The organism is Halalkalirubrum salinum, assembly GCF_005543295.1.
In the GTDB taxonomy this organism is placed as follows: Archaea; Halobacteriota; Halobacteria; order Halobacteriales; family Haloferacaceae; genus Halalkalirubrum; species Halalkalirubrum salinum.
In genome coordinates this window covers 1-21,980 of record NZ_SRSG01000031.1, presented here as the reverse complement: position 1 = coordinate 21,980, position 21,980 = coordinate 1, and the positions used below count along the sequence as shown (strand labels likewise).

General features: G+C 58.8%; 20 protein-coding genes and 1 pseudogene. 11 read left to right on the top strand and 10 right to left on the bottom strand.

What is annotated here, in order from left to right:
• The 7 genes and pseudogenes from E5K03_RS11715 to E5K03_RS17930 form a co-directional block, all read right to left on the bottom strand.
• Positions 1-550: pseudogene (locus E5K03_RS11715) on the bottom strand (hypothetical protein); the annotation flags it as partial.
• Positions 547-1,584 carry a signal peptidase I gene (locus E5K03_RS11710; protein WP_138007026.1) on the bottom strand — a complete coding sequence of 346 codons (1,038 nt, stop codon included), beginning with the start codon at positions 1,582-1,584 and terminating at the stop codon, positions 547-549. The pseudogene E5K03_RS11715 and the gene E5K03_RS11710, both read right to left, overlap by 4 nt.
• 4 nt (positions 1,585-1,588) lie before the next feature.
• The gene (locus tag E5K03_RS11705; protein WP_138007025.1) at positions 1,589-3,061 is read right to left on the bottom strand and encodes a hypothetical protein; all 1,473 of its coding nucleotides are present in this window, start codon (positions 3,059-3,061) and stop codon (positions 1,589-1,591) included.
• Positions 3,058-3,834: a hypothetical protein gene (locus E5K03_RS11700; protein ID WP_138007024.1), complete on the bottom strand. Its 777-nt coding sequence runs from the start codon at positions 3,832-3,834 to the stop codon at positions 3,058-3,060. The genes E5K03_RS11705 and E5K03_RS11700 overlap by 4 nt, the downstream gene beginning before the upstream one ends.
• Positions 3,835-4,264: 430 nt before the next feature.
• Positions 4,265-5,638: a choice-of-anchor W domain-containing protein gene (locus tag E5K03_RS11695; protein ID WP_138007023.1), complete on the bottom strand. Its 1,374-nt coding sequence runs from the start codon at positions 5,636-5,638 to the stop codon at positions 4,265-4,267.
• A gap of 127 nt (positions 5,639-5,765) precedes the next feature.
• On the bottom strand, positions 5,766-7,487 hold the full coding sequence (locus E5K03_RS11690; RefSeq protein WP_138007022.1) for a SipW-dependent-type signal peptide-containing protein: 1,722 nt from the start codon (positions 7,485-7,487) through the stop codon (positions 5,766-5,768).
• A gap of 93 nt (positions 7,488-7,580) precedes the next feature.
• The gene (locus tag E5K03_RS17930) at positions 7,581-8,492 is read right to left on the bottom strand and encodes a SipW-dependent-type signal peptide-containing protein (protein ID WP_205742995.1); all 912 of its coding nucleotides are present in this window, start codon (positions 8,490-8,492) and stop codon (positions 7,581-7,583) included.
• 429 nt (positions 8,493-8,921) lie between these two features.
• Here E5K03_RS17930 and E5K03_RS11680 point away from each other — a divergent pair, with 429 nt between their 5' ends.
• Positions 8,922-9,437, top strand: coding sequence for a DUF7344 domain-containing protein (locus tag E5K03_RS11680; protein ID WP_138007021.1), 516 nt, complete (start codon positions 8,922-8,924; stop codon positions 9,435-9,437).
• Between the two features lie 33 nt (positions 9,438-9,470).
• Here the strand turns inward: E5K03_RS11680 and E5K03_RS11675 are convergent, their stop codons facing one another.
• Entirely contained in the window at positions 9,471-10,025 is a 555-nt protein-coding gene (locus E5K03_RS11675) for a hypothetical protein (RefSeq protein WP_138007020.1), read from the bottom strand.
• A 435-nt stretch (positions 10,026-10,460) separates the two neighbouring features.
• Between E5K03_RS11675 and E5K03_RS11670 the strand changes: the two genes are divergently transcribed.
• The 4 genes from E5K03_RS11670 to E5K03_RS17730 are packed head-to-tail and all read left to right on the top strand — an operon-like array spanning position 10,461 to position 11,559.
• A complete protein-coding gene (locus tag E5K03_RS11670; RefSeq protein WP_138007019.1) occupies positions 10,461-10,643 on the top strand; it encodes a DUF7525 family protein in 183 nt (60 codons plus the stop codon).
• 42 nt (positions 10,644-10,685) lie between these two features.
• Entirely contained in the window at positions 10,686-10,910 is a 225-nt protein-coding gene (locus E5K03_RS11665) for a DUF7123 family protein (protein WP_137199029.1), read from the top strand.
• 55 nt (positions 10,911-10,965) lie between these two features.
• Positions 10,966-11,406 carry an SRPBCC family protein gene (locus E5K03_RS11660; protein ID WP_138007018.1) on the top strand — a complete coding sequence of 147 codons (441 nt, stop codon included), beginning with the start codon at positions 10,966-10,968 and terminating at the stop codon, positions 11,404-11,406.
• 27 nt (positions 11,407-11,433) lie between these two features.
• On the top strand, positions 11,434-11,559 hold the full coding sequence (locus E5K03_RS17730; RefSeq protein ID WP_265338730.1) for a hypothetical protein: 126 nt from the start codon (positions 11,434-11,436) through the stop codon (positions 11,557-11,559).
• Positions 11,560-12,024: 465 nt separating this feature from the next.
• Here the strand turns inward: E5K03_RS17730 and E5K03_RS11655 are convergent, their stop codons facing one another.
• Complete coding sequence (locus E5K03_RS11655) at positions 12,025-12,840, bottom strand: RIO1 family regulatory kinase/ATPase domain-containing protein (protein WP_138007017.1); 816 nt, start codon at positions 12,838-12,840, stop codon at positions 12,025-12,027.
• A gap of 112 nt (positions 12,841-12,952) precedes the next feature.
• Between E5K03_RS11655 and E5K03_RS11650 the strand changes: the two genes are divergently transcribed.
• From E5K03_RS11650 to E5K03_RS11635, 4 genes are all read left to right on the top strand, one after another.
• On the top strand, positions 12,953-14,092 hold the full coding sequence (locus E5K03_RS11650) for an acyl-CoA dehydrogenase family protein (protein WP_138007016.1): 1,140 nt from the start codon (positions 12,953-12,955) through the stop codon (positions 14,090-14,092).
• Between the two features lie 93 nt (positions 14,093-14,185).
• Positions 14,186-15,196, top strand: a complete 1,011-nt coding sequence (locus E5K03_RS11645) for a carbohydrate kinase family protein (RefSeq protein WP_138007015.1) — start codon at positions 14,186-14,188, stop codon at positions 15,194-15,196.
• A 189-nt stretch (positions 15,197-15,385) separates the two neighbouring features.
• Positions 15,386-16,945 (top strand): uracil-xanthine permease family protein, encoded by a 1,560-nt coding sequence (locus E5K03_RS11640; protein ID WP_138007014.1) that lies wholly within the window; start codon positions 15,386-15,388, stop codon positions 16,943-16,945.
• 62 nt (positions 16,946-17,007) lie between these two features.
• A complete protein-coding gene (locus tag E5K03_RS11635) occupies positions 17,008-17,805 on the top strand; it encodes an aldo/keto reductase (RefSeq protein ID WP_138007013.1) in 798 nt (265 codons plus the stop codon).
• A 5-nt stretch (positions 17,806-17,810) separates the two neighbouring features.
• Here E5K03_RS11635 and E5K03_RS11630 read toward each other — a convergent pair whose 3' ends face one another.
• On the bottom strand, positions 17,811-19,802 hold the full coding sequence (locus tag E5K03_RS11630; RefSeq protein ID WP_138007012.1) for a hybrid sensor histidine kinase/response regulator: 1,992 nt from the start codon (positions 19,800-19,802) through the stop codon (positions 17,811-17,813).
• Between the two features lie 147 nt (positions 19,803-19,949).
• Between E5K03_RS11630 and E5K03_RS11625 the strand changes: the two genes are divergently transcribed.
• Positions 19,950-20,921 carry a C-terminal binding protein gene (locus E5K03_RS11625; protein WP_138007011.1) on the top strand — a complete coding sequence of 324 codons (972 nt, stop codon included), beginning with the start codon at positions 19,950-19,952 and terminating at the stop codon, positions 20,919-20,921.
• A 60-nt stretch (positions 20,922-20,981) separates the two neighbouring features.
• Positions 20,982-21,815: an MBL fold metallo-hydrolase gene (locus tag E5K03_RS11620; protein ID WP_138007010.1), complete on the top strand. Its 834-nt coding sequence runs from the start codon at positions 20,982-20,984 to the stop codon at positions 21,813-21,815.
• The last annotated feature ends 165 nt before the right edge of the window (positions 21,816-21,980 follow it).

The window sequence follows — 21,980 nt, the reverse complement described above, 5'->3', positions numbered from 1 at the left end:
CCGTATCGCCCTCATCGCCATCTTCGGTATCCGTATCGCCCTCATTGCCATCTTCGGTGCCCGTGTCGCCCTCATTGCCATCTTCGGTACCCGTATCGCCCTCATTGCCATCTTCGGTACCCGTGTCGATCTCAACAGTAGAGCTAATTCCGTCGCTTTCATTTCCTTCCGCGACGCCACCGTCGCTTTCATTGCCCTCTTCGGGGCCACCATTTCTACTATTATTCTGCCCGGTGACAGCATTTTCGCTGCCATTTTGACCGTCCCTCGTACCGTTATTTTCATGCTCGTCGCTGGATCTGTCCTCGCCGTTTTCGGCGCTTTCAGGAGTGCCGTCTTGTGCAGCGGTTTCGTTTCGATCGCCCCCGCCTCCGAGAGTTCGCAGCCCGGGATCTGAGTAGGCGGACTCGTCCGCCGTCGCAGCGAATGTCCCGGCCGCACTTCCGCTGGCCGAGAAGAATGCGAGCGTGAACCCGCCGCCAAAACTCGCTGCAAGTACCACGACCACACAGGCGATTACGACGACCGGTTTCACGGCGATCGCGTTCATTGTTCCCTCCCGTCGTGGTCACTGGTAGATGGCACGTCCGCGTGTGAATGCGTGTCCGCGTCAGCTACTAGGTCAGCGCCGTGGATCGATTCAGATGCAGTTTGACCGTCTGCATCCAGCACGTCCGGTTCCTCGGCCATCGCAGGGATCCAAGGCTCTGCCCGCGCGTGCTCGTCCAATACGTGGGCGTCTCCACCACCACCAGTCTCAGCAGTAGTCCCGCCGTCGGTCGCCGGCACGGCTGTTCCGGGGGTTCGGCCGGCGCTCAAGAGCAGCCCGATCGCGCCAAGGAACGCGACTGACGTGGCAACTGTGACGGAGATCGACAGGGTCGATCGGAGTGTGTACGCGGTGTACCCGCTGTACGCCGCGAACGGGAGCAACATCGCCGCAGCACCGATAACGGTGTCACGGGTGATCCCTTCGCCGGTCGTTCCGTCCGCACTGACAGGCAGGGCCTCAGTGGCTGATTCCTCCGGATCAGCAGTCGTATCCGGATCAGCAGTCGTGCCGTCGGCTTCGGTAGCCGTCTTCCTGCGTGAGGCGTATATCGACCACAATTCGGTGACCAAGAGCAAACCGAACGGGATCACCACGAGCGCGATAAAGCCGTACGTGGAGTTCCCGAACTGAATGACGTAGCCGATGTAGGGAATCGTCAGCATGACCGTCCCGATGACGTTCGTGGCTGGAACCAACCCTGAATCGACGTTGTCGTTGGCGTCTCCTCTCGTCTCGAACGCCAGTGTGCCGCCGCTGGTCGTGACCGCAGTCACCCGGTGTGTGACCGGTGTTTCGGAGGTCCCGCGGAGGAACGTGATTACGTCACCTTCGACGATCGTACTCGGGTCGCGTTCGTCGACGATGACGACATCTCCGGGCGCGATTGCGGGCGTCATGCTTGCGGTGAGGACCACGAAGCTGTGATCTGCCCCGACAGTCATCGGAGCTGCGTACACGATGAACGGGACGACGACGGCGATCAACAGCAGCACTGCAGCCAGATTTACGTATTTTTTGAGTTGTGGATTCATGATCTCAGTCCTCCGTGCCGTCGAGGCAGACGGATTGGTTGTTTTTGTTCGTTGCACTGACCAGTGTCAGCGTGTACGTCCCATCGCTGTCGGACAACTCTGACGAGAGCGGCCGTGAACAGCTCGTGTGGATGGCTGGCTCGAAAGTGACGATCGTTCCGTCGTTCGTTGTACCGTGGAACACGAAGTCCGGTTTATTCGACCCGTTGAAGTCAACCGTCACGTCCTCGCCGACGCGAGCATCGTAGTTCCGTGTCTCTTGAAGACCATTTCCGGTGACCTGCTGCTCGACGTCGAGAGAGATATCCTCGGGTCCATCGTACGCGAATTGCGCTTGGATTACTCGGGATTCACCGTTTTCACACGGGACACAGCCATCATCGGCTACCTCATCGTGGGTATTGTCCGCCTCTGCACAGACGAACACGCGGATATGGCTGATCGCAGAGCGATCGGCGTCCGGTCCGTTCTCGGTGCCCGCACCGCTGTCGTTTTGTCCGTTCTTGCCGTTATTGGCGTTGCCCTCGTTGTCATCGTCGGTTTCTGGTGCGAACCAGATGAGGTTGGGATCGCCGATCTCCGCCTTGTCGTACGTAGACTCCTCGGGACCGCCCTTGAGGAGTACCTTACAGAGTTCGCGGTCAGGTGCATTTCCGAGTGAGACGAGATCGAATCGGACGCCGATCGTTTCGTCGCCGTCCTTCTGGATTGCGTCCGTGATTTCGAGTTCGTAGCGCCCAGCACCGGGGCCTTCATCGAGTGCCAGCCGGTCGCCGACTGCGATCGGCATGCGCTTGTCTAAGTCGTCGGCCTTGCCGAGTTCGACACACGAGACGCACTCGGGCTCTGGGACAGGATCGCAGGATCTACCCTCGAACGGGTTGGTGGCAGCACCGTCCTCGATGTGTCGACACTGCTCGGCACCGAACAGCAACTTGAGGGTCGCTGACGAGCCCGCAAGCGACTGGGGGACATCCGAGAGGAACGTCCAGTACACGTCGATGTCTATCGGATCGTCGGGCTCAACACACCCCTCGTCAGGAATTTGCACCCCATCGACGAAGGTCCGATTGAACTCACGCAGGGAGTTCCGTTCGAATAGCCGATCGTTGTTGACGCGGACCGAGACGTCGATGTATGATGCAAGCGGACTTTCGGGGTCCGGACAGACGGTCGCGAGCCAGACTCTGGCTGGATTTCCGGAGACCGAGACGGTCAACCGCTCTTTTCCACCGGTACCCGGTTCGATCGGTCCGCCGCCAAAGTCAAACGCTACGTGACCGTTCGACTCCTCGCAGTGGGCACAGTCGATCGATAGATCGAGGTCGCCGACGACGAACGACGATGTCAGGTCCGATCGGTCTGCGAGGAGCGCGTGGGTACGTGCGCCAGCGCTTCCGCCGACAGTGCTGAACACACCAACCCCACCAATGCCCATGAGCAGTTCGCGGCGTCGAATTCGCGTTTCGCGGCTCATTGGCTTACCTCCGACTCATCGAACGGATTGGCCGTGTTATCACAGTCGATCGCGCCGATCTCGATGTCGAAGCCGACGGTGCTGTGTTGGTACTCGTTGCCGACCGACTCGTCGATCGACCATGCGAGTCCTAGACAGAGGCGCTCGCCCGGTTCGAAACACGGCGCGTTTGCCGGGGGATCAAGGAGAACGCCTGTGCCGAGCGGTCCGTCGGTGAGCACATCGATCGAGCCCGAGTACGGCGCGTCTTGGGGTGCCCCAGCTTCGGCGCCTTGACAGCCGCCAATACCGAATATGCCCGTATCGTACCACAGATCGATGTCGAGTACGTCCGAGAGCGCTCCCCCGGAGTTAGTGAGTCGAAGCCACAGCTGTGCAGGCGCTGACTCCGGCTCCGGCGTGATTCCGATACTGAGAGTGCCCGAATCACCCGGGAGCACGTCGTCGATCGCGACGACAGGTCCGGACTGCTCGATCGCTGACGCGACGTCGTCTTCGTAGCCCGCGGTGTTGTTGTAGTCCCACTCGCCGCCGTCGATCGGCTGGCCGCTGAGTAGCTCCTGGCCGTTGCCTGTGTCGTAGGTCCCGTACCAACCAACGAGGATGTTGATGTTGCTCGAGTCGGTCTGTGCGAGGGTATAGTTCGTATATTCCGGCTCATTTGCCGTCTGTGAGCCAGAGCGTCGTGTCAATCCGAGCGCTCCGATTCCGACTGCGCCGGCGCTCGCGAGAAGTTCGCGGCGACCCAACTGTGGTGGTGTATTTGTTGTCATGTGTGTGGTTCCGGAATCTGTTCGTGTGTCTCCGGACCCGTTTCCGCAATGGGGTGTGGGTGCCCCGGATTGGTTCTCTGTAGCGCGTATCGGGACATATGTATGCGTCCAATACCGCTTCCGACAGGGACAGTAGGATGGTCGATCCGTGGACGCAGACGGCTGGCAGGGGGTAATTACCACCCGGTCCGTGGCCCGTACCGCTCCAATTACTTCGATATCATGGATACGCCCAAGGGGTGCCTCCGGAGATCCACGATCGACGATCGAGATGGAGTGCGACGAACGCCGTCGGTCCTACTCGCCTCTATGTGGGCTGTTCGAACGGATTCGTTTCACCGTCGTTGTGGCGGCACTGCTCTGCAGCGAATCCGATCGCGAACTCGACAGAGTCAGACATCCCAGTCGTGCTCTGTGAAATTCATTGTGATTATACGTCGATACGGAATCCTAATCCCTCGCTGCTCGGTGGACTCCCTGCGGGCCACGACATCGTGACCGTTCCGGAGATGACGTCGCCTTCGCCGAACGAGACAGTTTGTAGCGTCACGTTCTGTTGGCCACCGACGTTACCGTCGACCGCGACAGAGTCGGACCCTGTCGGCGAGGTGCCGTTAAACGCGATATCGGATACCTCGATGCTCGAGTCGGCTGCAGACGCTTTCGCCATGACGGCGACTGCGTCTGCGGTCGGGAGCGGTGCAGATGAGACAACCACTTCTGAGCCGTCGATGTCCCACTTCGCGTCGCCGTTTTCGATCGTCAGTTCAAACGGAACGCCCTGGCCGTTAGGCCACGCGAAGTTCTCGGTACCCGAGTGGACTGGCGTGTCGTCAGGCAGCCGGATATCGAGCTCACGGTTCGCCGCGCCGCCACCGTCACCGTAGATACCGCGTGCGTGCCAGACCGTCTCGTCAAGCTCAGGGAACCCTTCGCCCAGAATACTCTCGATGCACGGGTTTGTGGTCCCGTCGTTGTGTCGTTCCTGCTCAGCGTAGAACTCGAAATCAAACTCGACGGAGTCCGTCTGAATCTCGTTGCCGACGTTGGAGTCGACTTCCCACTCGAAGCAGACACACGTTTCAGCAACGTTCGGCACATCTGTGCCGTCGACTTCGACGAACGGGGTGTCGACGCCTTCGAAGGCGGGACGGTTGGCGATCGGCTGCTCGGGATCTCCGTCACCGTGCAGTGGGACACCGTTTTGTAGCGCAGTCATAACCTCAGCGAGCGATCCGGTGGTGATCTCATCACCAACCACACCGTCAGGGTCGCAATACGACACCGTGATTTCCATAGCGTCTGCGAGCTCTCCCGCTCCCGGGCCGGGGTCGCCGCCAGTACCGTCAACCGAACTTTCTGGCCCTGTCTGGCCGTTCTCGTCGTTCGCAGTCAGTGCCCCACACATCCACATATATGCGGGGTTATTAACGATCGAAAAACAGAACTTGCCCTCACCGGAGTCACCGGGTTTCAGGTCGACGACCTGGATGCGAAGAGGTTCGCCGGCCGTAAGGGAGATTCCGGTTTCGTCGTCAGAGACACTCTGGCCGATCACGCCACCCTGGACGTACGTTCCTGTCGGAGCAGACCACTGAGCGAACGAACCCTGATCTTCGGCGTAGTCGACGTGAACGTAGAGATCGAGCTCACCAGCGGTAAGTGTGTTGTTCTCGAAGCTCTCCTCGTCGCTGAAGAACGCGGTTGTTCCGAGACCGGCGCCCGCAGAGGCGATCCCGATCGCACCGAGGCCGCCAAGTACTCGTCGTCGCGACAGTCCGAATGTATTGTTGGTATCTGTCATGGTTGTGTTTTCCCGGTTGGGAAAGACCCCGTGCGGTCTCGAACCGCTCGATCGGCCGCCCGTGTCGGGTCCGAACGAGGTGGGCGATGTCATCGCCTGTGGTCGTTATTCGATCTGGCCGGTGCGATCAGGCTGGGCTCTGTTCCATACCCGATCCGTCGTTGTGCCGCGCCTGTTCGGTGTAGAACGTCAGGTCGAACCCGAGGGTATCGCCCTGGACTTCGTTGCCGACGGTGGTGGGGAGTTCCCACTCGAGGGCGACACAGTGCATGACGCCGTCACCGGCGAACGGGTCTCGGCCCGCAGCGTCCGCGGGATCGGAGAGTTCGTCGTACGCCGTCGCACGGTTCCCGTCGAGTGGGATCCCGTCGCCGCTGGCCAGTTCAGCGAGGATGTTGCCGAGCGTATCCTGCATGATGACCTTCTCGGCGATCGTCTGTGCGGCGAGGTTGCCGAACACCGACGGGATGTCGAGGGGATCGTCAATGTCGTTGAAGAACAGCGGATCGCCGCCAGACTCGCCCGCAGGACCGGCCATCGCCTGGAGAACGCTGGCACTGCCGTTGACGTTGATCGTGTACACGTTCGTCTCAGGTGACGGCTCCGACGGTGAGATTACGCCAGAGGCGTCGAGCCTCGCGCTTTCGGCAGCGTCCTCGGGTGAGGAAAACTCCGATGGACCGCTTCCATTGAACGACTCGCCGTCCGAGAGGACGATGTTCGTCTTCTCAACGCCGGCGCGCCCGTTCGTATCGAGTTCTTCCTGCGCATCGTCAATGCCTTCGCCGATGAACGTCCCCGTCGCGATACCACCCGCGTTCGAGAATGGATCGGGATCACCCTCGTCAACGTCCGGATCGTTAGTTGGTCCAGTTACCACGTTCGCGAGCTTCTGGCGAAGACCCGAGAGCGCGTCGTCAACTTCATCCAGATCGCTCGTCAGTTCCTGGAGGATACCGGTCCGTGGCCCAACGTCATCGTTGTTTTCGCCGTCGAAGTACGCCACGCCGACCTGTACGTCCGCGTTTTCTGCCTGCAGGTAGTCGACGAACTGGCGAGCACCGAGTTCGACGAGGTCGATCTTCGTCGTCTCGTCGTAGGTCGTTCCGTTGACCTGGATCTCGTCCGTACTGACGACGCCACCGTACTGGTTGTACAGCATCGATCCGGAGAAATCAAGCGTCAGCATGATGTCAGCGGGCTCGGCTTCATCGTACACGTTGTCGCAGTCCTCGTCGTACCACAGCGTGGCCTGGATCGCGTCGCCGAGGTTCCCCAGGTTGTCGGGATCGACTGCCAGTTCGGGGTCCGTGGACGCACCGCCGTCATCGGAGACGTTGGCTGCCTGCATCCAGATGTAGCCTGGGTTGTCACACAGGTGCAACGAGAACGTGATCTCGCCGGAGTCGCCGGGTTTCACGTCGGAGAACTGCACAAGCGTCTCCATCTCTTGGCCGGTCACGGGATCGATCCCGAAGTTCGCATCTTCTAGGGGTGGAATGTTCTCACAGTCCAACAGGGGAATGTTCGCTCCGTTGCTGTTCTCGTCGGTCTCATCCGGGAAGTCGCTGTAGCGGACAACCTCGTCGTCGATGACGAGGGACTGCTCACCGTCGCCGTCGTGGTCTGGGTGAGCACTGACGAACTCACGGCCCTGGCCGTAGTCGTACGTCTGTTGCCAGTCGACCAGCAGGTCGAGCTGGCCGGTCGTGATCGTGTTGTCGGTGAAGCTCTCTTCGTCGCTGAAGAATGCGGTCGTTCCGAGGCCTGCGCCGGCGCTTGCAACGCCCACGGCACCGAGGCCGAGGAGCATCTTTCGCCGCGAGATTCCGATTTTCTGAATTGTCATTGATATGTATTGGTGATTGGGGTTCGATTCACCCGACGTGGGTGGACTATCCAGCCGGCGATCGGCCGTGGTTATTGCGTACCGTTCGGTTGGTTACTCGTCGACTTCGACCTCTTCGTCGTCTTCGACCTCTTCGTCATCTACGTTACCCTCAGGCTCTTCGTCGCCTTCGTCACCGCTGAACGGATCGTCGTTGTGGCGGCATTGTTCGGCCTCGAAGCGGACGTCTGCCTCGAAGGAGGCACCCTGGACAGCGTTGCCAGGCGAGTCGTCCGGCTCGATATCGAATTCCTCACCGCCGACCTCGACGGTCCCGCCGACATCCGCGTGGCTCGGGAGGTACAGGTAGACGCAGACCTCTACAGGGTCGGCCTCATCGCCTTCGACGCCTTCCATGAGTTCGCACGGGGCGTGACAGTACTCCGGTTCTTCCCCACCGATCGCGTGGATGAGACCACCCTCGGAGAATTCTGCGACAAGCTCACCGAGCGTGCCTTCGAACACCATTTCGGTGTCGCCGTTTTGATCCTCGAGTGTGACGACAGCGAGCATGTACTCGCTGAGCAGTCCCTCAGAGGTGACGTGGGTAACGCCATTGTCATTACCGGTCGACTCCTCGCTGGCGAGGGTAATCTGTACGTAGCCTGGGTTGTACTTCACGCACGGATCCCAGCAGATCTTGTAACTGTCTCCGGGCTTTGCGTCGGTGATTTCAAGCATACCTTCGACAGATTCCGCCGCAGAATCGTCGAGGTCGGCCAGCGCCTGCTCGAACGTGAGCTGGTCGGGGCCGATGCCGTCCTGGTCAACCTCGTAGATCATCTGCGTGACATCGAGCTCGAACTGGCCGGCGGTGATCGTGTTGCCCTCGAAGGATTCCTCATCGCTGAAGAACGCGGTGGTCCCGAGACCTGCACCCGCACTCGCGACGCCGACGGCGCCGAGGCCGAGGAGCATTTTTCTGCGGGAGAGTCCGATCGAGATTGGTTGTTGGTTTGAATCCATTGTTGTATTCTCGATGCCAGAGTGACTCCGACATCGGATACCCTCCTCTGGAACTGCAGGGAGGATAGTTACGATCTACCACCCCACCGTAGAACGCCTCATTGAGCGCTCTAAACGCCACATTCAACAGATTCAGATCTCCCCTGAAAATCCGGATCGGCACACATACCACTGCCCGATCCAGCCGGGAGGCAGTCACTACCAGACGACATGGTGAGCGTACGCATCCAGACGCAAATCCCTATGGCTGCGTGAAAAAGGCGGCCAGATGGGCCGACGCGACGGATCGGTGTGCCTACACGACGGGCCGATCGTGGTATGAGCTTCATTCATATACCCACTGGTGCCCCTATCTCATCGCATGCAATACGGGGGATCGCCGCTCGACAAAGCCTACATGGATAGAGACCTCCCAGGAGTGATGTACGAATGACTCTTGCGGCCGTACAGATTCACGCAATCCTCGCGAACGAGCGTCGACGTCGCGCGATCGATCAGCTTGTGGCAACCAGAACGCCACTGTCTGCTAGCGAGCTGGCGACCTATGTTGCTGAGGAAGAGTCGGGCGAGTCGCCACCACCAAAGGCGCTCCGTGAGAGCGTCTACGGCTCGCTCGTGCAGACACACCTGCCGACACTCCAGTCTGCGGGAGTGATCACGTACGATCTTGAGTGTAAGATGGTCTCATTGACCCCACAGGCGCGGAATATCCGAATATATCAGGAACTGGTTGGTCCCGCCGGTGTTACGTGGGCAGATTGGTATCGAGTCTGCGGACTGGTTGGATTGCTCATCATTCTCGGCTCGTTACTCTCGGTTCCGATCGTCGCTGCCGTTGACCCGATCCTCTGGACGAGTGCAGCGCTTTTCACGTTTGCAGCGCTGAGCGCGAGCCACCTGTGGAGTTATCGGTTCTCGATACCGCTGTGGTTTCCCCGTCGATAGTCGGTCGCTTGTACGGACCACGGTCGACGGTGTTTATGAGCGGTTTACTCCTTGCGTCCGTCCGTCGGTAACAACAAACTCGAACAGCCGATCGTTACATCCCTGGCAGATCCCCGAAATCGGTTGCTCGCCCGTAGAAACGTGTGTTGACCCCACGCTGATAGAAACTTCACCTTCGCACGTGGGACACTCGTCAAGAAACAGTCTGAATCCGATCAAGATTCGGCTTCGTTGATCTGTCGAGAGTTGATCCCAGTACCCAAATCGGCTGCGAAATACCCGATCGGCGGCTGCATCGGCAATAAATGCCGATCGCGAGGGCCACACCCCCAGCAGCTCGTCGCCGTCGATCGCGATGTACTGATTCCCAAGCCACTGTAGCTGTGCCGTGGTAGCCCGGTCACCGGCCATTTCCGACAGTAATGTCGGCTCAGAGGCTTCAATGATAGCAAGCACCTCCTCCCACCACTCGCGACGCGCCGATGGTGAAAGCACCAGGTCACCAGTGAAGCAGTCGACGCTGACGAACTCGTACGTCTTGAGTATCCGTTCGACAGAGACGGCGTCTGGGTTGCGCCGAATCCGCACGCGGATAATTGTTCTCGCCAGTGTTCGACTGAGAGATTGAATTGCTGCTCGAACGGCATTGGTCTGCGAGCCGTTGTAGCCCCGATTTAGCAAGAGCCTGCTAACATGAGCACCGATAAGCCACGGACAAATCACACCACCAAGAATACGTCCCAGATTCTCCCACAGCCCGAGAGAGAACGACATTCGTCGTCGAATGTCAGAAATGACCCGGCGCCGCTCTAAGGGTACTGTGCCATCGAAATCCTCAAACATACTCTCAGTAGGTCGATGATTGGTGTAGTTATGAACTATGTACTGTTTGTTGAGGCGACATAACGCTGTATCGGGCCACGGCACTGGGGAGGATATGATAACTGAGCAACGCGGTCTCCGGGTAGACGGCGAGTCGGCTTGGGTCGAACGAACTAAGTTTCTCCCCGAGGAGTGTCAGCCATGGCAACAGGGACCGTCAAGAGCGACAAAGCGATCGGAATTGGAATGGCGTTCACGGCTTTGACCCTCCTCGGAGTAGTACTCATGTACGCGGGCGAGACGCAATTGCTCAAAGCGTGGGGATTCGCAGCAGCGATGATCGCCGCGTCGATTGCGGTCGTCGGACTCCACGCGTTCGAGTAGCGCGTAATCGTTAATATGCCAAATCCCCAAAGGCAAGCGAGGATGACCGAATATACAGACGAAGAACAGCGGATAATCGCCTACCTCCACGACAGCGTTTCGCGTGGGGAGCGGTACTTCCGCTCGAAAAATATCGCTGAGGCGATCGGCCTCACGGCGAAGCAGGTCGGCTCCCGGCTCCCCCGGCTTGCGGAGAAATCCGACGACGTCCACATCGAAAAGTGGGGTCGTGCACGATCGACCACTTGGCGCGTCGAACCGCTTTGAAGCGGCTTCTCGAAGACCCTCGGTATTTTGCTTCCGCCTCCCGTAGGACCCAATAATGACGGTACGTGTGTCCCGTAGCTTCGAGTTTGCAGTCCCAAAAGAACGCATCTGGGAGTTTATCTCAGACCCGAGAAAACGGGTCGGTGCGATCAGCGTCGTAGAGACGTTCGATCTGCACGACAATGGGACCGCAACGTGGCACGTGGAGTTGCCGATCCCGATGATTCGGTCGACGATAGACGTTGAAACCGAAGAACTCGTTACCGATCCGCCGAACCGCGTGAAGTTCGCCGGCCGGTCGAAGGCGTTCAATGTCACGGGCGAACATCGGATTACCGACACCGCTGAGGGTTGTCGAATGGACAACGAATTCGTCGTTGAAGGACGGCTGCCTGGCGTCGAGCGGTTTTTCAAGCGGAATTTCGATGCCGAACTGGACAACCTCGAGCGCGCCCTTCGAGAAGATATTGACGGCAGTTCCCAGGACAGTGATTGATTTGCTATCGATTGCAGGTGGGCGTCAATGACGGTCTCACTCGCGCTTGCCCAACTCGACATCGAACCGGCGGCGGTAGAAACCAATCTCGATCGCGCGACAGCGGCGGTGCGAGCTGACTTTCCAGCGCTTCGCGATCGGACAATCAAATAAGACGGTGGCTTTTTATCAGATGCAGCCCAATAATCAATTACCGGCAGGCGACGCTTTTCTCGTCGATGTCGGTACAACAACACGGCCCGGACCGATCCCACAGTGCCGGTGTGAACTCGGGGCACACTGTCACTGACCACACTCCTCGGCGTCCGCCTTTCGTCCAATGCATCTCGTGATTGCTCAAACTACGTATCGTAGATTTCATCACTGATATTTTGAGGAGTGGATTTATAACCCCGGAGTGGATTTGAAAAAGTGTCACGAGACGGGATCACCGACCGATACCACTGCTCCCCGGTATCGATCAGGATGTGCCCCAAACCGACCGTCTGATCCGTCCGTGGCGATCGGAGCGTTGCTCCGAACGACCGTGCGGGCATTGACGCCCACTGCTCCCACTTCGGGCATCGATGCCTTCGTGGACGTTCCACTGTACAATATGCTCCAAGAGCAATACCGCTGTCAGTTAATTGAGTTCTCGTCAGTGGCACGCTTTTCGAGCTCACTTTTTAATGCTGTTGTTTCACAGTCGTGGTCGGGTCGAATGTTAACAAAATCGAGGAAGTCGACAGCGCCTAAAAGCTCTGTCGGTGAATAGGCGGTCAATCCAGCATTGACTGCCTCCCGCGCGCCAATAAGCGGCTCGAGCGCCGCGAGCGCGCACGCGACGTCGTAGCCGATCGCATCTTCCATCCCTGACACATTCACGTTCGTCGCGTCGATAAAGTACAGCTCATCATCACAGATCAACACGTTTTCGGCGCGCAGATCGCCGTGAGCTAATCCATGGTCATGCAGCGTCCGTAGCGTCTCAAAGAGCACGGGCGCGAGTTCGCGTTCGGTCGAGACATCCAAAGCACCGAGCGATCGGAAGCTGGGAAGATACTCGAGGACGACGAGCCCGAAGCCGTCGTGTTCGAATGCTTCGATCGGCTCTGGCGCGTTGACACCGAGCGATCGCATGCGTTCTGTCGCGTCTAACTCGTGGCGAGCCATCTCGATCGGCGTCTGAAACGGCTCGAAAAAGCCTGCTGCGCCGCTCGAGAGAATCCCAAGATTCCGGCCCGTGGTGAACACAGAGTGCACAAGCGTGTTCTGGGGGGAAATCACCTTCACGAACAGCTCCTCTTCTACGACCATCGGCGTTGACAGCCAATTATCCGCATCCAAAAACCGCACCGACAGCGTCTCGAGATCGTACCGCTCACGGAGGGCGAGTGCGATCGATTCGAGGTCAGCCCATGAGACCGTCCCCCGAATAAGCCGTCGGAGTTCCATGTATGGACTGTAGCCGCGTGCATGGATAAACAGTTGGGCGTGGCAGAAGACCGTCGCGACATTCTTCACGGTTGTTCGTATGGTTTATGTCCGCGCTCGCTAAGAGTCGGGTATGGACTTCGCCGTTTCCGCCGAGGATCGCATGATTCGCGACACCGTTCGGGAATTCTGTGAGAACGAGATCGAGCCGATCGCCCAGGAGGTCGAGTCCGAACACCGGTTTCCAGCGGAGATATTCGACGCGTTAGGCGAACTCGACATGATGGGCGTACCGATATCCGAAGAGTACGCCGGACTCGGCGCGGGCCAGCTGACATACGCACTCGTGACTGAGGAACTCGGTCGTGTCTCCGGCGGAATCGGCCTGTCGTATGCTGCCCACGTCTCACTCGGCGCGAAGCCGATCGAGGCGTTCGGCACTGAACCACAAAAGCGTCGGTGGCTCGAACCTCTCGCAACCGGCGAGGGAATGGGCGCGTGGGCGCTCACCGAACCCGGTAGCGGCTCTGATGCCAGCGACATGGACACGACGGCAGAGAAAGACGGCGACGAGTGGATCCTGAACGGAACCAAACAGTTCATCACGAACGCGAGCGTGGCCAATTCGGTGCTCGTAAAGGCGGTCACCGATCCAGAAGCGGGCTACGACGGTATCTCGACCTTCATTGTCGATCCCGACGACGACGGCTTCGAGGTGACGACCATCTGGGACAAGATGGGACTGAACTGCTCGCCGACCTGCGAGATCGCACTGGACGACGTCTGCCTCTCGGAGGATCGGCTCCTCGGTGAAGAAGGTGAAGGGTGGACACAGACGATGCAGACGCTCGAAGGCGGCCGGATCTCGATCGCCGCCCTCTCGACAGGGCTCGCTCAGGGAGCCTACGATGCGGCTCGGTCGTACGCCACAGAACGCGAACAGTTCGGCAAGCCGATCGCGAAGTTCGACGCGATCCGCGATACGATTGTAGACATGCACCGAAAGATCGAGCGCGCGCGGCTTTTGACCCACAAGGCCGCCTGGAACTACGACACCGGCGAGCCAGTAACGGAGGCGTCCGCGCTCGCAAAGCTCGACGCCTCCGAGGCCGCCCGAGAGGTCGCAGAGGATGCTGTCCAGGTGCTCGGCGGCTACGGCTACACCGAAGATTTCGCTCCCCAGCGATTCTACCGGGACGCGAAGCTCATGGAGATCGGCGAGGGAACGAGTGAAATCCAACACCTGATTATTGGCCGCCAGCTCGGGTTGTGACATACTCGCTGCCAGAGTGACCACACGGTGCGAACGGGGAACGACGTGCGAGCCAAACGGAGTTTATATGTCGATCGATCCGAACAGCCGAGTATGCACGAGATTCTCATCGCCGGAGAGACACTCATTGACTTTCTTCCGGGAGAGCGCGGTGAGTTGAAAGCCGTCGAGACCTTTCGGAAGCGTCCCGGCGGCGCGCCGGCAAACGTCGCTGTTGGGCTCTCGCGGCTCGAGCGGACGCCGGCGTTTTGGACGCGTGTTGGCGAGGACCCATTTGGCAATTTTCTGGTCGATACCCTCCTCACGGAGGGACTCCCAGAAGCGTACATCGACCGCGACCCGACAGCGAAAACGGGTCTCGCGTTCGTCAGTCTTGGCGAGGACGCCGAACGGGAGTTCAGCTTCCACAGACACGAAAGCGCTGATACGCGACTGTCACCGGAGACGATCGACAATTCCCTCCTCAACGGCCGCGACTGGGTTCATCTCGGTGGCGTAACCCTCGCGGACGAGCCGGCCCGATCGGCCACGTTCGAACTCGCCGCACTGGCGGCCGATCGCGGGTCCACAGTCTCGTTCGATCCGAACGCACGGGCAGAGCTGTGGACTGAGTTTGACTTTGGATCGTCAGTGACACAGATTCTCGAAGCGGTCGACGTGCTCAAAATCACGCCCGAGGACCTCGCGGCGATGGGCGACGACCGTGGTGACGTACGCGATGCACCGGAATCGGCTGCCAGATCGCTGTTGACAGCGCACACTGGGCTCCACACAGTCTGTCTCACGCTCGGGTCGGCCGGCGCGGTGGCAGCGAGCACACCCGAGGCACCGTGGAACAAGACCCAGGAGACGATCGTCGTGACACATGCCGGCTATACCGTCGATCCGGTCGACACAACAGGAGCAGGTGACGCGTTCACCGCCGGGCTGATTGACGCGTTATCGAGACAAACGGCGCTCGAAACAGCCCTCGCGCGGGCAAATGCCGTCGCCGCGCTGACGACAACCGCACAAGGTGCGATGACAGCACTGCCCACCCGAACAGCACTGAGTGACGCGATCGATGATCTGCCTGCCAGTTCGAGCCGATCGTACGACGGCTGAAAACTCGGCGCGATTACAGAGAATATACACATAAGTGTATAGAAATGCAGAAAAGGTAGTACTATTTTCGTATTTCACACATGGATACGTATAAGTCCATTCAATGACAGAGTCACGAGCAATGCGGCATATAGAACGCATGATCACAGGTACTGTGGAATCAACCGGGGATCGGGTGGGGGACAGTCGATGACAGATCGCGAATCTGAGCGGCTGGTTACCTATGGAATCGAAGACAAACCGCCGATCGTGACCTCGCTGTTTTTGGGGATTCAACATTATCTCACGATGGTTGGAGCGAACATCGCGGTGCCGCTTATTTTGGCTGGCGCATTGGGTATGCCAGCGGAGATCATCCCGCGGTTTGTCGGAACATTCTTTGTCGTGTCTGGGCTCGCAACGCTCGCACAGACGACGTTCGGAAACCGGTATCCGATCGTCCAGGGAGCACCCTTTTCACTGCTTGCACCCGCGTTGGCAGTCATCGCCGTCGTCCAGGCGACAGATCCCGCAGGCGAAGCGTGGCGCGTTGCGTTGTTGCAGCTACAGGGCGCAATCATCGTGGCAGCGATCGTAGAGGTATTAGTTGGATATCTTGGATTTGTCGGGCGGCTCAAGCGCTATCTCTCGCCGGTCGTCATTGCGCCGACGATCGCACTCATCGGCCTCTCGTTGTTCAATGCGCCAGATATCACCACCGCAAACCAAGATTGGTGGCTGCTCGGATTGACTCTCGGACTCATTATTGCGTTCTCGCAGTATCTCGATACCAACCGGCTATTCAAGCTGTTTCCGGTGCTTTTGGGCATTGTCGGGGCGTATCTCGTCGCGTTTGTCCTCTCGACGGTTGGGTTCTACGCGCCAGATGCGCCTGGCTACGTCGACTTTGGGCTCACAACTATTCGCGAGACGCCGGCAGTGTTACCGATTGTGCCGTTACAGTGGGGCATTCCAGAAATAACTGCAGCGTTTGTTATCGGCATGACCGCAGGTGTCGCTGCGTCGATCATCGAAAGTCTTGGAGATTATTATGCGGTTGCACGGCTTTCAGGAGCGGCTGCACCGAGCGAGCGACGAATCAATCACGGAATTGGAATGGAGGGATTGATGAACATCTTCTCGGGTATAATGGGTTCGGGTGGATCGACATCGTACTCCGAGAACATCGGCGCGATCGGACTCACTGGTGTTGCCTCTCGATACGTCGTCCAGATCGGTGCGGTCGCGATGCTTATTTTCGGCTTCTCTGGCTGGTTTGGCGCGCTCATTGGGTCGATCCCAAGTCCGATCATTGGTGGGCTGTACATCGCAATGTTCGGCCAAATCGTCTCTGTTGGGCTTGCAAATCTGAAGTATGTCGATCTTGATTCACAGCGGAATCTGTTTATTGTCGGGATTGCGCTGTTTGCCGGCCTCGCGATTCCGGCGTATATGAACAACTTCGAGGGACCAGAAGCACTTGCGGCAGGGCTCACTGACGCAGCGGTAATTGGACCGCTGCTCGTGGCGATCGATAGCACACCAGTTATCGGGGCTGTGCTTGGGGTCAACGCAGTAGCGACAACCGTGCTCGTGATCGGTTCAACGGGGATGGCAGTCGGCGGGCTGATTGCCATGATTCTTGACAACACCGTCGAAGGAACTGCCGAGGAGCGCGGGCTCATCGCGTGGGAAAAGACCGCAGAGCAGAATGTCGACTTCGTGTCGGCGTACGATCGGTTCGTTCGCGGCAGCAAAAGCGACGACTGAGACCGCGCCCTGCTGCACGGCGGGGACACCAGCTACTTATTCAGTACAGCCCAGGAGTATGTATGAACCTCACACTGCCATCGATCGGACTGGGTACCTCCGCGAACGACGACCCAGACGAATGTACTGAAACCGTCAGAACCGCGCTCGACATCGGCTATCGACACGTTGACACCGCCCAGATGTACGACAACGAGGCCTACGTTGGCGAGGGAATCGCTCGATCGAGCGTCGACCGCGAGGACGTGATCGTCGCCACGAAGGTCCACCCAGAGAACCTCGCGTACGAGGATGCAATCCACACCGCCCACGAGAGTCTCAATCGGCTGGGACTCTCCTCGGTGGATATGCTGTACGTCCACTGGCCGATCCGTGCGTACGACGCCGAGGAGACCCTCGACGCGTTCGAGACACTGTACGAGCAGGGCGTCATGGAACACCTCTGCGTATCGAATTTTACCCCTGCGCTTTTAGACGAGGCTCGCGAGCATCTGTCAGTGCCGATCGCGGCCCACCAGGTCGAGTGTCACCCATTCCTTCGACAAGAAGAACTGCGGCAATACGCAGCCAAACACGACCACTATCTCGTTGCGTACTCCCCGCTCGGGCGGGGTGAAATCCTCGATGAGCCTGAGTTGGTCGCGATCGCCGAGCGCCACGACACGACGACTGCTGCGGTCTGTCTGGCGTGGGCATTCGCTCAAGAGCGGATTGTTCCGATTCCGAAAGCCACCGGGACACACTTGCAGGCGAACCTCGATGCCCGCGAGCTCACACTCTCGTCCGAAGACCTCGACGCAATTGAGTCGATTGATCGAGAAATCCGAGCGATCGAACCTGACGACGCGCCCTGGTTGTGAGCCGGCTACACCTGCATCTCAGTCGTGGCTGATTCAACATCGGTGAACTCAAAACGGGCACCCCCGTTTTCGGCGTCAGTTACCCGAACTGTCCAGCCGTGTGCCTCGGCGATTTCTGAGACGATCGCAAGCCCAAATCCAGTCCCTGACTCGCTCGTGGTGTACCCGGCTTCGAAAATACTCTCGCGGTTTTTTGGAGGAATTCCGTGACCGTTGTCAGAAATAAAAAATCCACCGTCAATCTCACCGATAGTCACGACGAGTGTCTCCTCATCGCCGTTCTCGGTTCCGTGTTCGATTGCGTCGCCAGGCGGAGCCCGGTTGCCCGTGGAACCGTGTTCCACGCTGTTTCGAAACAGGTTTTCGAGCATCGTCTGCAGCCGAGCGGGATCCGCGTGGATCCGAACATCACCGTCGATATTGAGGCGCGATTCGGTCGTCTCGTTCCAACAGCGTTCTGCGATCGACGCAACAGACACCGGCTCAGTCTCGTCAACGATACGACCCTCCCGAGCCAACGAGAGCGTGTCGTCTATAATCTCGACCATTCGATCGTGCGCCCTTTCAATTGCCTCGATCGAAGGATGATCAACAGTGTCGCCCACGAGATCAAGATGCCCATGTGCGAGCGTTAGTGGGTTCCGAAGGTCGTGAGAAATAACGCTCGCGAACGCTTCGAGCCGTTCGTTCTGCCGTTCGAGCTCTCGACGGCTCGTTTTGAGTCGTTGTTCACGTTCGACGCGATCTAATGCAGCCGTCGTCGCTGTGGCCAGAATTTCGACGAGTCGAATGTCGGTTTCGTCGAACGCTTGGGGCGACTCAGAGGAAACGATAAATAGCCCGTAACTGTCGATTGGGTGTATAATCACGCTCCGAGCAGGCGTCTCCTCTGTCAGTCTGTCAGACGTCTCAGTGTCCTCGATATACACGGGCTCGTTTTCGGTGAAGACCGCCCAGGCGAGTGCGGCCCGAGAGCCGGGGGGTGAATTTTTTGGATATCGTGGCAGTGAATCGAATGCCGCTGGAAGCGTATCGACGTATGCAGCAAGCGAGATCTCATCGCCAGCCTCATTGAGAAAGTGTATCCCCGTGAGCGGCGCACCGATAATCTCATCTGCGGCGTCGGTCGCAATCTCGGCGACCTCGGTCTTCGTCGTTGCATACATCAGTCGCTGCGATCGCTCTTGGAGTGTCTCGAGCTTTCGGTTTTGGGTCTGGCTGTCAGTCACGTCCTGGAAAACCCACAGATTTGCAGGCCCAGTTGGGAGTTCGTCAGGGATGAACGTCCGCTGGAGGACACAGCCGTTACTCAGTTCGATCGTTTCACTCTCCACTCGGTCTCGATTCGCACGGAGCGTTTCGATGTCGTCGGGGTATGAATCCGGCGAGTCGATGACTCGGACGGTTTTGGCGAGGAGTTCGCTGCTCGATCGGTCTACACAGTCGCTGGCCTCCACAGGGAGATCGAATAACGAACAGAACGCCTCATTCACCACAACTACCCGATCGTCCATATCCTCGACGAACACGCCCTCTGGGAGGGTTTCAAGGATCGTCCGCAATACGGCGTTTGTCTCGGCCAGTTCGCGTTCTCGAATTTCGAGTTGATGTCGCGATCGATGCTGTTCAACAGCGTTCGTGATCCGGTTAGCCAAGATCGTGTACTGGTCGACCCCACGATCTTTCTGTAAATAGTCAGTGACGCCGGCGGAGATTGCGTCGCTTGCGACCTCTTCGTTTCCCTTCCCGGTAAACAGGATAAACGGCATCTCGCCGTGTGCAGTACGGATCGCATCGAGCAGTTCGATGCCGTTCATTCCCGGCATGTCATAGTCGCTCACGATACAATCGGCCTCGTCAGCGCGATCGAGCGCATCCGCAGGGCGACTGACCGGTTCGACAGCCAGCCGGTCGTCCGAGCGCTCAAGAAACGTGGCGGTCAACTCCCCGAACTCGGGCTCGTCATCGACGTGGAGAACGGAAATGCTACCGCCCATTGGGCACGTATTTTCCTACAAAGGATATATCTGTTTCGTTGACACGCGTCATGCGTTTCGGTACCGGCAGGCAGCAGTGCGGAGACATTTACTCAAAAAATAGTAATCCTCCCCTGGGTTCAAGTACGATCCCACAAAGAACTGCGTATGGCAACACTGGTCGTAAGTGACGATCCAATGATTCGACCGGGGACGATCACCGAAGCGCTCGACTCGTCGGTAACGATAGAGACGGTGTCGATCAACGCTCCCGACGACATCATCGACGCTGTCCTCGCCGCCGATGCCGTTGGGCTTGTCGTGGACGTGTCGTCGCCCGTTCCAGCATCGGTCTTTGAGCGCTGTAGCTCACTCGAGGTCGTTGCCCGCGCTGGCGTGGGTGTCGAGAACATTGCAGTCAAGACAGCCGCAGAACACGGAGTGACGGTTGCCAACGTCCCGGACTACTGCATGGAAGAAGTCTCAACACACGCCGTCTCGATGTTGTTGGCGAGTCTTCGTCGGCTCAAACCGTACGATCGCTCCGTCGCCAACGGCGAGTGGGACTGGACCGTCGGAGTTCCGGTCCCACGGCTAGCAGACGAGACGATCGGCTTTCTCTCGTTCGGCGGCCTGGCGAAACGGACCGCCGAGAAGCTCTCGGGATTCGACTGTACGCTCGTGGCTGCAGATCCCTACGTCGACAGTGAGGAGATGGAGGCCTACGGTGTCCAGAAGGTGTCGACCGAGGAGCTTCCGGCAGTCGCCGATCACCTCTCGATTCACGCGCCGCTGACACCGGTCACTCGTGGGATGGTCGATCGCGATACCTTCGAACAGATGAGCGACACTGGCGTTGTTGTGAATGTCGGTCGCGGTGGGATCATCGACGAAACGGCGCTGGTCGAAGCGCTCGAGGCCGGTGAGATTGCGGGCGCGGCGATCGACGTCCTCGAAACAGAACCACCGGAGACGCCAACGCTCGCCGAGCGTGACGATGTAATCGTGACGCCGCACGCCGCCTTCTACTCGGAGGCATCGCTGACTGAACTCAACGAACACGTGGGTCGGGATATTGCTGCGGTCCTCGCCGGTGAGCGACCGGAGGGCTACATCGATCCAGACGCCGAGTGGCTCTGAGCGACAAGACACTCGCCTCGTTGGACAACGCTTACGCCCCCAGGCCTGAATCTATCGAGTATGTCCACAAGCGATTGGGGCGACTGGCTGCCGCAAGCGATCGACTCGGCGTCTCCCGAAACGGTGTCGTGTTGGTATCTCGGCTGCAACGGCTTTGCGATTAAGGGATCAGCGGGAACAACCCTCTGGATCGATCCGTACGTGGGGCTCGGCGATCCGCCGCGGACGATTCGGATGATTCCCGTGCCCTTCGACCCCACAGACGTCTCGACAGCGGATGCGGTGCTCGCGACTCACGAACACACAGACCACACCCACGGGCCTTCGCAGGGACCAATTCTGGAATCGACTGGTGCGGAGTTTTATGCCCCGGACGATAGCCTCAGCGTGGCGTTCGATGAGGAAGAATGGCTCGACACCTACGGAATCGATCGATCCCAGTTCAACGAGGTCACCGAAGGCGAGACGATCGAAATCGGCGAGTTCGAGATTGCGGTTGTCGAGACCCACGACCCAGACTCAACTCATCCGGTCGGCTACGTGATTCGCCACGAGACAGGTACGATCTTCCACGGAGGCGATACGAAGCCTGCAGATTCTTTCGGTGAGATTGGGGCAACCTATGACATCGACATCGGGATCTTGGCGTTCGGTGCGATCGGTCGAATCCCGGATAAGGAGACGCGCGAGCCGGTTCGAACAAAGTGGTACAGCACGGAAAATGAGATTATTGAGGCCGCAAGCGACCTCCAGCTCGATCGGCTCGTGCCCACCCACTGGGACATGTGGAAGGGGATGACTGCGGATCCGACCGTATTGCACAACCACGCCCAAAGCTACGACCATCCGTCGGTCCTCGACGTCGTCGAGATTGGCGATCGGATCGAACTCTGATACGGTTTACTGAAGCGAATTACCGGCCAATCGAGGAGCCGAGATCGATCGATCCGGTAGCCAACGACAAGTGAAGTACCACGGGTCGGGTGACCCGTGGCGTCCGTGTCTACCCTGGAGTCGGGGCAACAGTCTTTAATTCCTCTCGCGCTTGGCTCTCGCCTT